Annotated in this window: 14 protein-coding genes; 9 read left to right on the forward strand and 5 right to left on the reverse strand. The window is 72.8% G+C overall.

Features of this window, described 5'->3' with window-relative positions; translation table 11 throughout:
- Positions 1-33: 33 nt before the first annotated feature.
- The 4 genes from J5Y09_RS09970 to J5Y09_RS09985 form a co-directional block, all read right to left on the reverse strand.
- Positions 34-516, reverse strand: coding sequence for an ureidoglycolate lyase (locus J5Y09_RS09970; RefSeq protein WP_209351613.1), 483 nt, complete (start codon positions 514-516; stop codon positions 34-36).
- Between the two features lie 176 nt (positions 517-692).
- Entirely contained in the window at positions 693-1,859 is a 1,167-nt protein-coding gene (locus J5Y09_RS09975) for a glycosyltransferase family 4 protein (RefSeq protein ID WP_209351614.1), read from the reverse strand.
- Between the two features lie 155 nt (positions 1,860-2,014).
- Positions 2,015-2,212: a hypothetical protein gene (locus tag J5Y09_RS09980; protein WP_209351615.1), complete on the reverse strand. Its 198-nt coding sequence runs from the start codon at positions 2,210-2,212 to the stop codon at positions 2,015-2,017.
- A 98-nt stretch (positions 2,213-2,310) separates the two neighbouring features.
- Positions 2,311-2,922: a response regulator transcription factor gene (locus J5Y09_RS09985; protein WP_209351616.1), complete on the reverse strand. Its 612-nt coding sequence runs from the start codon at positions 2,920-2,922 to the stop codon at positions 2,311-2,313.
- A 259-nt stretch (positions 2,923-3,181) separates the two neighbouring features.
- Between J5Y09_RS09985 and J5Y09_RS09990 the strand changes: the two genes are divergently transcribed.
- Positions 3,182-3,670 (forward strand): hypothetical protein, encoded by a 489-nt coding sequence (locus J5Y09_RS09990; RefSeq protein WP_209351617.1) that lies wholly within the window; start codon positions 3,182-3,184, stop codon positions 3,668-3,670.
- Between the two features lie 28 nt (positions 3,671-3,698).
- Here the strand turns inward: J5Y09_RS09990 and J5Y09_RS09995 are convergent, their stop codons facing one another.
- On the reverse strand, positions 3,699-4,331 hold the full coding sequence (locus tag J5Y09_RS09995; protein ID WP_209351618.1) for a hypothetical protein: 633 nt from the start codon (positions 4,329-4,331) through the stop codon (positions 3,699-3,701).
- 133 nt (positions 4,332-4,464) lie between these two features.
- On the opposite strand from J5Y09_RS09995, the gene J5Y09_RS10000 reads away from it, so the two are divergent.
- From J5Y09_RS10000 to J5Y09_RS10035, 8 genes are all read left to right on the forward strand, one after another.
- Positions 4,465-7,539, forward strand: a complete 3,075-nt coding sequence (locus tag J5Y09_RS10000) for a PAS domain S-box protein (RefSeq protein WP_209351619.1) — start codon at positions 4,465-4,467, stop codon at positions 7,537-7,539.
- A gap of 107 nt (positions 7,540-7,646) precedes the next feature.
- Positions 7,647-8,171 (forward strand): PAS domain-containing protein, encoded by a 525-nt coding sequence (locus tag J5Y09_RS10005; RefSeq protein ID WP_209351620.1) that lies wholly within the window; start codon positions 7,647-7,649, stop codon positions 8,169-8,171.
- Positions 8,146-9,459: a methyl-accepting chemotaxis protein gene (locus tag J5Y09_RS10010; protein ID WP_209351621.1), complete on the forward strand. Its 1,314-nt coding sequence runs from the start codon at positions 8,146-8,148 to the stop codon at positions 9,457-9,459. Before J5Y09_RS10005 ends, J5Y09_RS10010 begins: the two co-directional genes overlap by 26 nt.
- Positions 9,460-9,572: 113 nt before the next feature.
- Positions 9,573-10,535 carry a tripartite tricarboxylate transporter substrate binding protein gene (locus tag J5Y09_RS10015; RefSeq protein ID WP_209351622.1) on the forward strand — a complete coding sequence of 321 codons (963 nt, stop codon included), beginning with the start codon at positions 9,573-9,575 and terminating at the stop codon, positions 10,533-10,535.
- A 29-nt stretch (positions 10,536-10,564) separates the two neighbouring features.
- Positions 10,565-11,554, forward strand: coding sequence for an isopenicillin N synthase family dioxygenase (locus J5Y09_RS10020; RefSeq protein ID WP_209351623.1), 990 nt, complete (start codon positions 10,565-10,567; stop codon positions 11,552-11,554).
- 72 nt (positions 11,555-11,626) lie between these two features.
- The gene (locus tag J5Y09_RS10025; RefSeq protein WP_209351624.1) at positions 11,627-12,634 is read left to right on the forward strand and encodes a 4-hydroxythreonine-4-phosphate dehydrogenase PdxA; all 1,008 of its coding nucleotides are present in this window, start codon (positions 11,627-11,629) and stop codon (positions 12,632-12,634) included.
- Positions 12,635-12,639: 5 nt separating this feature from the next.
- Entirely contained in the window at positions 12,640-14,367 is a 1,728-nt protein-coding gene (locus J5Y09_RS10030; protein WP_209351625.1) for an IlvD/Edd family dehydratase, read from the forward strand.
- Positions 14,368-14,377: 10 nt separating this feature from the next.
- Positions 14,378-15,295, forward strand: coding sequence for a dihydrodipicolinate synthase family protein (locus tag J5Y09_RS10035; protein WP_209351626.1), 918 nt, complete (start codon positions 14,378-14,380; stop codon positions 15,293-15,295).
- The last annotated feature ends 149 nt before the right edge of the window (positions 15,296-15,444 follow it).

Genomic DNA, 15,444 nt, shown 5'->3' on the forward strand with positions numbered 1-15,444 from the left:
CGGCCGGCCGTTCCCGGCTGACCGGAACCGGCCCTAGCCGGCGGCGTCCGGCAGCACGACCTCGAAGGGCGGCACGTCGACGAACTCGTCATCCTCCGGCCCGCCATCCTTCCACATGAAGATGGCGAAGCGCGCCGGGCGGTCGATCACGGTGAAGGGGTGGTGCCAGACATCGGCGCCATAGGTCACGCCCTGGTCGGGGCGCGCGAGGAACGCCCTGGCGCGCGCCATGTCGGGCCTGCCATCCGCGCCATGCGGCGCGACGATGGCGAGCCACCGCCCGGCATCCATCGGCACGAAGGATTGCGAGGAATGCAGGTGCCGCTCCATCACCGTGGAGGCGAGCGGCAGGCTGGCCGGCGCCTTGAAGGTGAAGGACAGGCTCGGCTTCGCATGCGCGCGGCGGTTCGCCAGCGCGGCGTCGATGTAGCCGCGGCCCGGGGCGTCGGGGGCGGACAGCACCTCCCCAAAGGGCGCGAAGGCTTCCGCGGTCAGCGGTTCGACGGTCAGGCGCATCGCGGTCTCCGGCATGGTGGGCGGGGATGATCGGGCCGCGCGCCGCGTCGCGTCCAGGGCGGGTCGATCGGGCGCCGACTGTCGGTGCGTCAGGCCGGCGCGGCAGCCATCCTGTCGGGCGCGTGTCGTGCCCCCGGCGCCATCGATCCCGCGCGACGCAGTCCGACAGGAGCGGATCAGGACGGTCGGATGTGGCCGTCGGCGGTGCCCCCTTCGCCGGCCAGGCAGGCCTCGTAGGCCGGGCCGAGCCGGTCGAGCCCGAAGGCCGCGGCGCGGGCGCGGCAGGCCGCTTCCGTGCCGGGGCGCGCGGCGAGGTCGGCGGCGGCGAGGATCGCCTCGGCCAGCGCGGCGTCGTCGGTCGCGGCGTGGTCGCGGATCGGGCCCGGGGCGAACAGCCGTCCGATCGCCGGGTCGTCCACGATGTCGCCAACGCCGCCATGGTCGCAGGCCACCACCGGCGTGCCGGCGGCCAGCGCCTCGACCAGCACCATCCCCTGCGCTTCCCAGATCGCCGGCAGCACGAAGACCGAGGCGCTGGCATACAGCGCCGGCAGGTCGCCGACCGCGCCGACGCCGTGGAAGGCGATGGCGGGGATCAGGTGCGGCGGCACCGCGGCGCGGATCGCCGCCTGCACCGTCGCATCCGCATGGCCGGAATAGTCGAGCCGCGTCCCGGGCCGCGCGGCTGCGACGCGGGCGAAGGCGCGGGCGAGCAGCAGCGCGCCCTTGCGCGGCTCGTTCAGGTCGGCGGCGAACAACAGGCGCGGCGCGCCGCCGGGCGGCGGCTTCGGCGCGGCGAGCAGCGGCGCGAGATCCGTCGGCGCGTGCAGCAGCCGGCTGTCCCGGCCGAACTCCGCCGCGAGCAGGCCGCGCGCGAAGCGGGAGATGGTCAGCACATCCTCCGCGCCGCGCAGCACCCGGCGGAACATCCAGCCATCGAGCGGGATGCGCCGGAAGTAGCGGCGCATGGGGATGCCGACCGCCTGGTAGACGAGCCGCGTGCGGGCACCGCGGCGGCGGGCGCGCAGCACGCCCCAGGCGTCGTGGTAGTTCAGCGAGAGCACCGCGTCGGGCGGGTCGGCCGCGATCTCGGCTTCGACCTGGAAGGCGAAGCGGTGGAAGAAGTTCAGCGCGCGCAGTTCGAGCCCGAGCGGGCCGCGCTGCGGCAGCAGGATGCGTCGGACCGCGCCGTCCGCCTCGACGCGTCGCTCGCCCGGCGCCGTCGCGATGACCGTGACGTCATGGCCGCGCCCGGCGAGCCAGTGCGACAGGTCGTGCAGCAGCCGTTCCGACCCGCGCCGGCGCTGCGGCCAGCAGAATGGGCTGGTCAGCGCGATCCGCATGGCGGCGCGGCTGTGCTGTGGCGGAGGCGCGGCGGCGGGTATCGCATCGATGACGAAACGATACCCGAACGGCAGCGCGATGCCATGGCGCCGCGCGCTTCATCTTCGGCGCCTGCGCCCGGCGCGAACCGGGGCTGTGGCCCCGGCCCCCGGCGTCAGTGCGGCCGGCGGCCGCCCGGGATCAAGTCGGCCAGCGCGGCGACGGCCTGGGCCGAGGCATAGAAGCCCGCGCGCGCGAGGTCGCCGGCGACCATCCCGAGGATGTACTGCGCGGCGGCGAGGGCGGCTTCGGGCGGGACGTCGATCGTCCCCGCGTCCTGGGTGTCCTCGTGGCTCTGCTGGATGGCACGCATGTGACCGGATCCTTCGCGGCGGCGCCATTGCCGCCGGATGGTGACAGTTTCGCGACCGTGCCACGCCGCGTCTGCCCCGGCATTGCGCTGTGGTGGAACTACGGGCTGCCGGCGGCCAGCGCGAGGCGGACCAGCTCGGCGAAGGAGCGCAGGCCGAGCTTCGACATGACGGTCGCGCGATACGCCTCGACCGTTCGGACGCTGATGCCGAGCTCGGCGGCGACGATCTTGTTCTGCTTGCCGGCGACCAGCCCGTCGACCACCTCGCGCTCGCGCACCGTCAGCCGCGCCATGCGCGCGGCGGCGTCGGCGGCGGGCGCCGCGGCGTCCAGCGCCTCGGTGACCACGTCGAGCAGGGTTTCGGCGGTGAAGGGCTTCTCGATGAAGTGAAAGGCGCCGAGGCGCATCGCGCGCACCGCGAGCGGCACGTCGCCATGCCCGGTGATGACCACGATGGGCGTGGCGAGCCCGTTGCGCTTCAGGTCCGCCATCAGGTCGAGCCCGTCATCGCCTTCGCCCAGCCTGACGTCGAGCAGCAGGCAGGCGGTGCCGGGCGGGATGCCGCGGGCGCGCAGGTCGGCGGAGGAGATGCGCGTCTCGGCCTGGTGGCCGCCGGCTTCGAGCAGCGCGACGAGGGAGTCGCGCACGGCCTCGTCGTCGTCGACGACCAGGAGCCGCGCGGGTCGCGCCGTGGCGTCGGCGCGCCTCATGGAGATGGGTCCGGCCCGGCCTGCCGCGCCTGCCTGCCGGGGAGATCTTTCGTCAGTGGCACGTCCGGACTCCGTAGTTTTCCTAGTCGAAAAATAGCGAGCGAGCGCGCATTTTTGGATTGTGCGAGGCTGCTCAATGTACAGCCTCGCGCGTCACGGGCGCGATCCCGGGCTGCGATCAGGAAGTAACATAAATGCGAGGTCTTCCCAACAACCCCCCCGCCGGCCAGGGCCGGCCCGCCGCCTGGCGACGGGGGCCATGGCTGGCGGCGAGGGCCGCGCCGTGACCTCGGCCTGCGCCCTGCCCTGCGCCCAGGAAGGCCCGAACTGCGCGCTGTTCGGCCGGCGCGCGCTGCTGGTCGCCGCGCATGCCGGCGAACGGGACAAGCTCTCGGCCGCGCTGCACCTGCTGGGGCTCGAGGTGATCCCGATCGCGCCCGCCCGCCGCGACGGGGTGGTGTTGCCGCCGCGGATCGACCTTGTCGTCTGCGGCAGCCTCGCGGACCTGCATGGCGCCGGGGATATCGTCTCCCTGCTGCGGGAGGAACGCCCCTGGGTGCCGCTGATCGCCGCGACCGCCGGCGGCCATGCGGTGCGGGTGGACCTCGACCGCGGGATCGATGCCCCGGCTCGCTGCGCCGGGGACCTCGCCACGCTGGTCGTGCGCGCCGGCTGCCGCGTGGCCCGCCACAGCCGGGTCGCGCCGGCACCCGGCGCGGCCACCCGCGCGTCCCCCCCGGCCGGCTGAAGGCCGAAGGCCGGCGCCGCGGCCTGCCTCAGCTGGGCAGAAGCCCCTTCTGGCGCGCCGCCCGCAGCAGCGCGACCGGCCCGGGCACCGCCAGCGCCGCGACGGCATCCGCCACCAGCGCGTCGAGATCGGGCAGGCGCATCGCGAGCGCCCCGGCGATGGTCCGCCGGCTGCGCCCGCCCAGCATCATCCCGAGCGCCCGGCGCGCCAGCGGCGAGAGCGGCGCATCGGCCGGCTGCACGACGCCTTCGGCCAGCAGCCGCAGGGCGGACAGCACGGTCGGCGTCGCGGAGAGGTTCTCCAGCACCTCGGCCTCCCCCATCGCCAGCAGGCGGCAGGCGAGCGCGGGTTCCACCGGGCCGGGCACGAGCATGAGGACCGGCGCCGCGACGCCGGCCGCGCGCAGCGCCGCGACCGGGGCCGCGGCATGGGGCAGCCGCCCGCGGGGGCCCATGGTCAGCGCGACGCGCCGTGGCGCGGTCGCGAAAGGCGGCAGCAGCAGGTCCTCCGGCGCGGCGAAGCCATCGCAGGGCAGGCCGGCCGCGCGCAGCATCAGCACGAGGGAATCCTGCCAGTCCGCGTCCGGCACCTGCACGGCGACGAAGGGTTCCGCAGCGTCAGCCGCGCGCATGCAGGACAGTCCCTCAGTCTCGACGGACATCGCTTTCCGTGATCGCACAGCCTCGACATGATAATGTGGTGCCGAAGGCCAGGACGTTTCACCTCCGTAGAATTGCGGGGGTGCATGCCCTGGCGCAGCCGGCCACGCCCGCCTTAGGAATCCCCGCATCCAAGTGAGCCCGCCCGTCCCCCCGCCGATCCGGCTGTCAGGGCCGCCGCCCTTCTGGTCGAACCCGGTCCCGATGTGGATCTTCGAGCAGGGGAGCCTGCGGTTCCTCGACGTGAACGAGGCCGCGGTCGAATCCTATGGCTGGTCGCGCGACGAGTTCCTGCGGATGACGATCCGCGACATCCGCTCGCCCGCGGAAGCCGAGCGGCTCGATCGCTGGCGGGCCGTGCAGCCGCGGCACGATACGATGTCCGGACCCTGGGTGCATCGCGATGCCCATGGCCGCGAGCGGATGGTCGAGATCAACGCCGCGCCGGTGATCTTCGAGGATCGCGCCGCCATCCTCGTCTCCGTCCTCGACCGCTCCGCCGAGTACGACGCCCATGCGGCGGTCCTCGCGCGCGAGGCCGAGTTGCGCGAGCGCGCGGAGATGCTGCGCCTCGCCATGGCCGCCGGCGGCGTCGGGACCTTCCGGCGCGACCTCGTCGCGGGCACGGTCGAGGTCTCGGACGAGGCGCGGGCGGTGCATGGCAGCCCGCTACCCGCCAACCCCATGCTGATGGGCGACTGGCTGCGCCACATGGTCCCCGAGGACCGGGCCTGCGTCGAGGAGACGGTCGTCGCCGCGCTGGCGCGCCGTGCCCAGGGCGTCACGGTCGACTACCGGCTGCGCGACCCGGACACCGGCGAGATCCGCCACATGGAGGCGCGCGCCGACTACCAGTACGCGGCGGACGGCACGCCGCTCACCGCCATCGGCGTCATCATCAACGTCTCGGCCCGCAAGGCGGCCGAGAAGGCGCTGACCGAGAGCGAGCAGCGCTACCGGTCGGTGGTCGAGACGGCGGCGGACGGCATCGTCATCGCCGATGCGCAGGGCCGCATCGTCGCCGCCAATGGCGCGACGCTGCGCATGTTCGGCTATGCCTCCCTGGCCGAGATCCTGGGCTGCGACATCGCGTTGCTGATGCCGCCGGCGGATGTCTGGCGCCAGGCCGGCTTCGTCGCGGCGCAACGGCCCGGCGCGCTGCCGCGCGTCCTCGGCCTGGAAGGGCGCGCCATGGTGGCGCGGCGGCGCGACGGGTCGCAATTCCCGGTCGAGCTGTCGATCGGGTCCTTCACCTCGGACGGCCAGGCCCACCTGACCGGGATCATCCGCGACGTGAGCGAGCGGCGCCGCGCCGAGGCCGCGCTGGCCGAGAGCGACATGCGCCTGCGCCTGACGCATGAGGCGGCCGGCATCGGGATCTGGGAGATCGACCTGATCCGGGGCGTGACGCGCCTCGCGCCGGATACGGCGCGGCTCTACGGCCTGCCGCCCGACCATCCGCTCGAATTCCCGCGCGAGCACTGGCAGCGCATCGTGCATCCGGACGACGCCCCCCGCGCCAAGTGGCAGGCGCATGAGAAGGACGGACCCTTCGCGCCCTTCGACGTGACCTTCCGCGTCCCGCAGCGCGACGGCAGCCTGCGCTGGCTGCAGGGCATCGGGCGGGCGATCCCCGGGCCGGATGGCGGGCCGGCGCGCATCCTCGGCGTGAACTTCGACGTGACGGACCGGCGCATGCTCGAGGAACGCCTGCGGGAGAGCGAGGAGCGGCTGCGCCTGACGGTCGAGGCGACGGGCGAGGGGATGTGGGACGTGCACATTCCGAGCGGCCGTGCGACCTTCACGGCGGCATTCGCCGCCATGCTCGGCTATGCGCTCTCCGAGATCGAGCAGGACGTGTCCTTCTGGGAGAGGCGGGTCCATCCCGAGGATATGCCGGAGGTGCGCCGGCAGCTCGATGAGCATCTCCGCGGCGCGACCAGCGCCTATGTGAGCGAACACCGGCTGCGACATCGCGACGGGCACTGGATCTGGGTGCTGGATCGCGGCCGGGTGGTCGAGAGGGAGGCAGACTGGCGGCCCGTGCGCATGCTCGGAACCCTCCAGGACATCACCGCGCGCAAGGCGCTGGAGACCGCGCTGGCAGATGGGGAGGCGCGCATCCGCGCCATCCTGGAGGCGGTGCCGCTGGCCGTGGTCAAGATCGGGCCCGATGGCGCGATCAGTGCAACCAACGCGGCCGCCGCCGCCCTGATTGGCGACGAGCCGCGCCTGCTCGACCGGCTGACGCCCGAGGACCGGACTGCCTGGCAGGCGGCGCATGCGCGCGTCTGCGCGGGTGAGACGGTGCAATGGGAGGTCGACCTGGCGGGGCGCGACGGCGAGCGCCACCGCGTTGAGGCGAGCGGCGTACCCTTTCCGCTGGCCGGCGGCGGCACCGGGCACCTTGCCGTGCTGCGCGACGTGACCGCGATGCGGGAGGCCGAGGCGCGGCTGCGCGGGCTGGAGGCCGAGGCGATGCGCGCTTCCCGCCTCGGCGCGATGGGCGCGATGGCGGCGGGCCTCGCGCATGAGCTGAACCAGCCGCTGGGCGCCATGATGAACTACACGGGCGCGGCGGCGATGCTCGCCGGGCGCGTCGGCGTGGCCGAGGAGGAGCGCGCGCGCCTGGCCGGGCTGCTGGAGAAGGCATCGGCCCAGGCGCTGCGCGCGAGCGGGATCGTGCGCCGGCTGCGCGACTTCATCGGTCGCGCCGACCGCGAGGTGACGACGCTGCGCGTCACCGACCTGTTCGAGGAGGTCCGCACCGAGGCGCTGCAGCGCGGGCACGCCGAGATCGGCCTGTCGGTCACGCCGCCGGGGCTTCAGGTGTTCGGCGACGCGGTGCAGCTGCGCCAGGTCGTGGCCAACCTCCTCAGCAACGCGATCGAGGCCGCGCCGCCCGGCAGCGTGCCCCGCGTCTTCATGTCGGCGCATCGCGGCGACGGCGGCGAGGGCGTGGAGATCGTGGTGCGCGATTCCGGGCCGGGCATTCCGCCGGAGGTGCGGCGGCGGCTGTTCGAGCCGGTGGTGTCGAGCAAGCCCGAGGGCATGGGCATCGGGCTTGCCATGTGCCGCGCCATCGTCGAGGCGCATGGCGGCCGCATATGGGCGGCGTCCGAGGCGCTGGGCACGGGCGCGGCATTCCATGTGATGGTGCCCGACGAGGAGCGCGCGCTGCTCGGCAGCCTCGAGCATTCGGCGTCGTAGAAATACGGTCACATCTGCGCAACGAAGTTCAACGATCCGTTATCGCCTGGAGGCGCATCATCCTCCTACGCGCCGCGATCCGCCCGGCGCACGATACGGAGTGGGCCATGTCTGTCACGAGACCGACGCCGACCGGCCGGGAAAGTCCGCTCGGCGAGGACGAGATTATCGTCACCAAGACCGACCCGCGCGGCCGGATCACCTACGCCAACGAGGTGTTCCTGCGCGTCTCGGTCCTGACGTGGAAGGACGCGATCGGCGCGCCGCACAGCCTGGTGCGACACCCCGCCATGCCGCGCTGCGTCTTTGAGCTGATGTGGAAGACGATCCAGTCGGGCGGGGAATTCTTCGGCTACGTGCTGAACCTCGCGACCAACGGCGACCACTACTGGGTCTTCGCGCATGTGACGCCGAGCTTCGGCCCGGACGGCGCCGTGCTGGGCTTCCATTCCAACCGTCGCAAGCCCGAGCCGAAGCAGGTGGCGAGCGTCTCCGCGCTCTATCGCGACCTGCTCGCCGTCGAGCAGCGGGAGGAAGACCGCAAGCGCGGCCAGCAGATGGGCGCCGCCGCCCTCGCCGCCATGCTCGCCGAGAAGGAGATGAGCTATGACCGCTTCGCCTTCGCTCTCTGACCGGCTCCTCCAGCCGGCCCTCGGCGCCGCGGTGCTCGCGGGGCTGCTCGGCAGCGTGGCGGCCTCGGTGCTCGAGGCGGGCATGCTGGCGAGCCTGCTGCCGGCCTGCTGCGGCGTCGCCGCCTGGGTGGCGCTGCGCATCCGCGACAGCCGCAGCGCGGCGCTGATCCGCGCCGTCGCCGAGGCCTGCGAGCGTGCGCGACGCGGCGACATGGAAGCGCGCGTGCTGGGCGCGCCGCGCGGCGGCATGGCCGGCGACCTGCAGCGCTCGGTCAACGCGATGCTCGACGTGACCGACGCCTTCGTGCGCGAGGCGGGTGGCGCGATGCGCGCCGCCGCCGAGGGACGCCACCATCGCAAGGTGCTGATGCGCGGGTTGCCGGGCGCCTTCGGCGCCGCCGCGCGCGACATCAATGCCGGCATCGCGACGATGGAGCGCCAGGCGGAGGAATTCCACGGCTTCGCCGCCACCTTCGAGAGCGAGATGGGCTCCTCGGTCGGGCGCGTGACGCAGGAGGCCGACGGCATGCGCCTGCAGGCCGACACGCTGCTGGCGCGCGCCGAGGAGGCGATCGCCGCGTCGCACGAGGCCGGCACGGCGATCGGCGCCACGTCGAACGAGGCCCAGGCCGTCGCGGCCGCGGCCGAGGAACTGTCCGTCTCGGTCGCCGAGATCACGCGCCAGGTGACCAGCGCGTCCACCATTGCCCGGCGCGCCGCGCAGGACGCGCAGAACACCGACCCGACGATCCAGGGCCTGTCGGACGCGGCGAACCGCATCGGCGAGGTGGTGCGCATGATCGGCGCCATCGCCGAGCAGACCAACCTGCTGGCGCTGAACGCGACCATCGAGGCCGCCCGCGCGGGGGAGGCCGGCAAGGGCTTCGCCGTGGTGGCGAGCGAGGTCAAGGCGCTCGCCACCCAGACCGCGAGCGCCACGGGCACGATCGGCGAGCAGATCTCCGCCATGCGCACCGCGACGGGCGAGGCGGTGGCGGCGATCCGGTCCATCCGCGCCACCGTGGAGGAGACCGACGAGGTCGCCGCCGCGATCGCCGCGGCGGTCGAGGAGCAGGCGGCGGCGACGCAGGAGATCGCGCGCAGCGTGCATCGCGCGGCCGAAGGTGCCACGACCGCGGCGCGCAACGTGCAGGCGCTGCGCGAATCCTCCGAGAACACCGCCGCGACCGCGCGCGCGGTGCGCGACGCGGCCGCCGGCGTGCAGGCCGAGGCGGGCCGGATGGAAGGCGAGGTCAGCGGCTTCGTCCGGCGCGCCCGCGCGCGCTGACGCCCAGCCAGGATCCGACACGGCCGGCGCGCGGGGTTCGCCCCGCGCGCCGCGCCCGCTTGCGTCCCGGGGCGAAGGGGTGAAACATCCCGGCCGACCGGGAGTGAGATGCGATGCCTCGCCTGACCCGCCGCGCCGGGCTTCTCGCGCTGTCGGCCATGCCGGCCGCCGCGCTCGCGCAGACGCGCTTCCCCGACCGCCCGATCCGCCTGATCGTGCCCTGGACCGCCGGCGGGCCCGCCGATGTGGGCTACCGCATCCTCGCCGAATCCGTGCAGCGGCAACTGGGCCAGCCGGTGGTGGTCGAAAACCGCGCCGGCGCCGCGGGCATCCTGGGCGCCGTCGCGCTGCAGGAAGCGCGGCCGGACGGGCACGCCGTGTCGCAGATGCATGTCGGCGTGGTGCGGCAGATGCTGCTGAACCCGCGCCCGCCCTACAACCCGATCGACGACCTGACCTACATCCTGCAGATCACCGGCTTCACCATGGGCGTGGTGGTGCGCGCCGACGCGCCCTGGCGCACGCTGCCCGAATTGCTGGACCACGCGCGGGCCAATCCCGGGCGGCTGAACTACGGCACGCTCGGCATCGGTTCCACCCAGCACCTGGTGGTGGAACGCATCGCCGCGCAGCGCGACCTGTCCATGACGCATGTGCCCTATCGCGGCACCTCGGACACGCTGCGCGCGCTGCTGGGCGGGGAGATCCACTTCGCCTCCGAATCCTCGGGCTGGGCGCCGATGGTGCTCGCCGGGCAGCTGCGGCTGCTGGCGATCTACACCTCGGCCCGCGCGCGGCGCTTCCCGGACGTGCCGACGCTGCGGGAAACCGGCATCGACATCGTGGTCGACAGCCCCGGCGGGCTGATCGGGCCGCGCGGGATGAACCCGGACACGGTGCGCATCCTGGCCGACGCCTTCCGCGCGGCGGCGCAGGAACCGGCGCATCTGCAGTTCCTGGAACGGCTCGACCAGCCGCTGTTGCTGCTTGACGGCGAGGCCTATCGCGAGGCGATGCGCCGCACCATGGAGGAGGAGCGGGAGGTGCTGCGGCGGCTGAACCTCCTGCCAGCCTGACGCTTCCGCCACGAGGAAGGAATGCCGAGATGACCGACACGATCCCCGTCCTTGACCTTGGCCCGCTGCGCGCCGGCGTGCCGGGGGCGCTCGACCGGCTGGGCGCCGAGCTGCGCCGCGCCTTCACCGAGGTCGGCTTCTACTTCGTGCGCAACCACGGCATCGGCCAGCCCCTGCTGGACGAGACCTTCGAGGCGGCGGAGCGTTTCCACGCCCAGCCGCTCGACGCCAAGCTCGCGATGCGGATCAACGAGCACAACATCGGCTACATGCCGCTGCGCGGCGCGACCACGCGGGTGAACGCGGTGGGCGACGTGGCGCTGCCGAACGCCAACGAGGCGGTGTTCTTCAAGCGCGAGCTGCCGGCCGACCATCCGGACGTGCTGGCCAATGTGCGCTTCCGCGGCCGCAACCAGTGGCCGGCGGGCCTGCCGGGCTTCCGCGAGCAGGTGCTGCGCGCGATGGACGCCTTCGAGGGCCTCGCCCTGTCTCTGCTGCCGATCTACGCCCGCGCGCTCGACAAGCCGGCCGACTTCTTCGCGCCCTTCTTCACCGAGCCGATGTACACGCTGCGCATGTCGCACTACCCGCAGCAGGAACCGACGGCGCCGGAGAACGAGTTCGGCATCGCGCCGCATCTCGACACATCCTTCATGACGATCCTTGCGCAGAACCGCATTCCCGGCCTGTCGCTGCGGCTGTCCACGGGCGAGTGGGTCGATGCGCCGGCGCCGGAGGGCGCGCTGCTGATCAATGGCGGGATGATGCTGCGTCGCTGGACCGACAACCGCTTCATGGCGACGCCGCACCGCGTCATCAACCGTTCGGGGAAGGAACGCTACGCCATCCCCTTCTTCTTCGACGCGAGCTACCGCGCCGTCATGGCGCCCATCACCGCGGATGGCAGCCCGGGCCGGATGGAGCCGATCACCTATCCCGACTTCATGACCGGCTACCAGCGCAGCAACTTCCACCACGCCGCGGAAAAGGAAGAGAAGATCGAGCTGCAGGGCGCCTGACCGGCGCCCGAGCCGACGATCGCGCGCGGCGCGGCCGAACCGCCCGACGCGCCCCAGCCGGAGAGACGCACCATGATCCCTCGCCTTGCCCTCGTGCTCGGTGATCCCGCGGGCATTGGCCCCGAGATCATGACGCGCCTGCTGTCCGACCCCGCGAACCGGGAGAAGGCGGCGCTGCTGCTGGTGGCCGACCCGGACGAGCTGGCCGAGGGCATGCGCATCGCCGGCGTCGACCTGCCCATCCTGCGCGCGAACGACCCGGGCGCCCTGGCGCCGGGCCGCATCGCGCTGCGGGAAGTGCGCCGGCGCGCGCCGATCCCGCGCGGCGTCTCGAGCGCCGAGGGCGGGCAGCACGCGATGGACACGCTGCGCGAATGCCTGGCGCTGGCGCAGGACGGGACGGTGGACGGCATCTGCTTCGCGCCGCTGAACAAGGCGTCGCTGCACATGGCGCGGATGGGCCACCCCGATGAGCTGCACTGGTTCGCCGAGGTGCTCGGCCACGGGGGCGCGACCAGCGAGTTCAACGTGCTCGACGGCCTCTGGACCTGCCGGGTCACGAGCCATGTCGCGCTGCGCGAGGTCGCCGAGCTGATCACGCCCGCGCGCATCATCGAGGCCATCGCCCTGATCCATGGCGCGCTGCTGCAGGCCGGCATCGCCGCGCCGCGCATCGCGGTCTGCGGCCTCAATCCCCACAATGGCGACAACGGCGCCTTCGGGCGGGAGGAGATCGATGTGATCGGCCCCGCCATCGAGGAATCCCGGCGCCGCGGCCTGCCCTGCGAGGGGCCCTATCCGGCGGACACCATCTTCCTGCGCGCGCAGCCGAAGCCGGACGGGTCGCGCGACGTCGACGCCATCGTCACCATGTACCACGACCAGGGGCAGATCGCGATGAAGCTGATGGGCTTCTGGCGCGGCGTGACCGTCGCGGGCGGTCTGCCCGTGCCGATCGCCACCTGCGCGCACGGCACCGGCTTCGACATCCAGGGCCGCGGCATCGCGCGCATCGGCGCGCTGCAGGCCGCCTTCGACCTGGCCTGTGCCATGGGCGCGCAGCGCCGCGCGCGGGGCTGACGCGCATGTCCGCGAAGAAGCCGCTGCGCAGCCAGGCCTGGTTCGGCCGGCAGGACAAGATGGGGTTCTACTACCGCTCCTTTCTCAAGAACCATGGCACGCCGCAGGACCAGTTCGACGGCAGGCCGGTGATCGGCATCTGCAACACCTGGTCCGAGCTCACGCCCTGCAACGCGCATTTCCGCGACCTCGCGCGGCATGTGCGCGACGGCATCCTGGAAGCGGGCGGCTATCCGCTGGAATTCCCGGTCTCCTCGCTCGGCGAGGTGACGATGCGTCCGACCGCGATGCTCTACCGCAACCTCGCCGCGATGGATGTGGAGGAAGCGCTGCGCGCCCACCCGCTCGACGGCGCGGTGCTGCTGATGGGCTGCGACAAGACCACGCCCGCGCTGGTGATGGGCGCGGCGAGCGTGGACCTGCCGACCATCGGCGTCTCGGGCGGGCCGCAGCTGCGCGGCGTCTATCGCGGCCAGATCATCGGCTCGGGCACCAACATCATCTCCATGAGCGAGCAGCTGCGCGCCGGGGAGGTGACGCTCGAGGAATTCCACGAGGCCGAGGCGGGCATGAACCGCTCCGCCGGGTCCTGCATGACGATGGGCACGGCCTCAACCATGGCCTCGCTGGTCGAGGCGATGGGCCTTGGCCTGCCGCAGAACGCCGCGATCCCGGCTGCCGATGCGCGGCGCAACCTGCTCGCGCGCATGGCCGGCCGGCGCATCGTGCAGATGGTCCATGAGGACCTGACCATCTCGAAGATCCTCACCCGCGCGGCCTTCGAGAACGCGGTGCGGGTGCTGGGCGCGATCGGCGGCTCGACCAATGCGGTGGTGCACCTGCTGGCCATCGCGCGCCGGCTCGGCGTGCCCTTCACGCTGGACGACATCGACCGGCTCGGCCGCGGCGTGCCCTGCCTGGTGGACCTGATGCCCTCCGGCCGCTTCCTGATGGAGGATTTCTTCGAAGCCGGCGGCCTGCCCGTGGTGCTGAAGACGCTGGGGGAGGCCGGGCTGCTCGATCGCGACGCCATCACCGCGAACGGCAAGCCCATCTGGGACAATGTGAAGGACGCCCGCTGCTGGCGGCCGGATGTCATCACCCCCTGGGACAAGCCCTTCAAGCCCGAGGGCGGCATGGCGGTGCTGCGCGGCAACCTCTGCCCCGACGGCGCGGTCATCAAGGTCTCCGCCGCCTCCCCCAACCTCATGCGCCACACCGGCCGCGCCGTGGTGTTCGAGAGCATCGAGGAACTGCACGCGCGCAAGGATGACGAGGCGCTCGACATCGACGCCGACTGCATCATGGTGCTGAAGAATTGCGGGCCGAAGGGGTATCCCGGCATGGCGGAGGTGGGGAACATGCCCATCCCGCAGAAGCTGCTGCGCCAGGGCGTGCGGGACATGATCCGCATCAGCGACGCGCGCATGTCCGGCACCGCCTACGGCACCGTGGTGCTGCACGTCGCGCCGGAAGCGGCGGCGGGCGGGCCGCTCGCGCTGGTGCGCAGCGGCGACCTCATCACCCTCGACGTCGCGGGCCGCGGCCTGCACCTGCATGTCGAGGAAGCGGAGCTCGCCGCGCGCCGCGCTGCCTGGACGCCGCCGCCGCCCGCGGCGACGCGGGGCTATGTGAAGATGTACATCGACCACGTTCAGCAGGCCGACCAGGGGGCGGATCTCGACTTCCTCGTCGGCGGATCGGGCGCGCCCGTCGCCCGCGACAACCACTGAGGACCCCGTGATGACGCAACCCTATCGCGGCGTCTTTCCCGTCGTGCCGACGATCTTCCACGCCGACGGCACGCTCGACCTCGATGGCCAGCGGCGCGCGATCGACTTCATGATCGACGCCGGGTCGCAGGGCCTGTGCATCCTCGCCAACTTCTCCGAGCAGTTTGTGCTGACGGACGAGGACCGCGACACGGTGATGAAGGCGGCGCTGGACCACGTCGCGGGCCGCGTGCCCGTCATCGTCACCACCAGCCACTTCGCGACCCACATCTGCGCCGAGCGCAGCCGCCGCGCGCAGGAGATGGGTGCCGCGATGGTCATGGTCATGCCGCCCTACCACGGCGCCACCATCCGGGTAGGCGAAGCGGGCATCTACGACTTCTTCCGCCGCGTCTCGGACGCGATCTCGATCCCGATCATGATCCAGGACGCGCCGGTCGCCGGCACGCCGATGTCCGCCGCCCTGCTCGCCCGCATGGCGCGGGAGATCGCGAACGTCTCCTACTTCAAGATCGAGGTGCCGCAGGCCGCGGCGAAGCTGCGGGAGATCATCGCGCTGGGCGGCGACGCAATCCTCGGCCCCTGGGACGGGGAGGAGGCGATCACGCTGATGGCCGACCTCGACGCCGGCGCGACGGGCTCGATGACCGGCGGCGGCTTCCCCGACGGCATCCGCCAGATCACCGATGCCTGGTTCGCCGGCGACCGGGCCGGGGCGATGGACGCCTATTGCCGCTGGCTGCCGCTGATCAACCACGAGAACCGGCAATGCGGCCTGCTCGCCGCAAAGGCGCTGATGGAGGAAGGCGGCGTGATCCGCTGCGGGGCACCGCGCGCGCCGATCGCGCCGCTGCATCCGGCGGCGCGGGCCGGCCTCATCGAGATCGCCCGCCGCCTCGACCCGCTGGTGCTGCGCTGGGGGCGGTGAGTCGCACCCGGGCTCCATAGTCACCATCTATCGACAGGCGCGGATTCGGGGGGTTCTTTCCATCCTCCGTTGCCGCTAGGTTCCGCCCGCTCGCACAGAGGGGTCCCGCGCGCTTCGCGCACCGGGACTCCGTCCGGGTTCGTCACGGA

Origin of the sequence: Roseomonas nitratireducens (genome assembly GCF_017813355.1) — a bacterium.
GTDB classification, from domain to species: Bacteria; Pseudomonadota; Alphaproteobacteria; order Acetobacterales; family Acetobacteraceae; genus Neoroseomonas; species Neoroseomonas nitratireducens.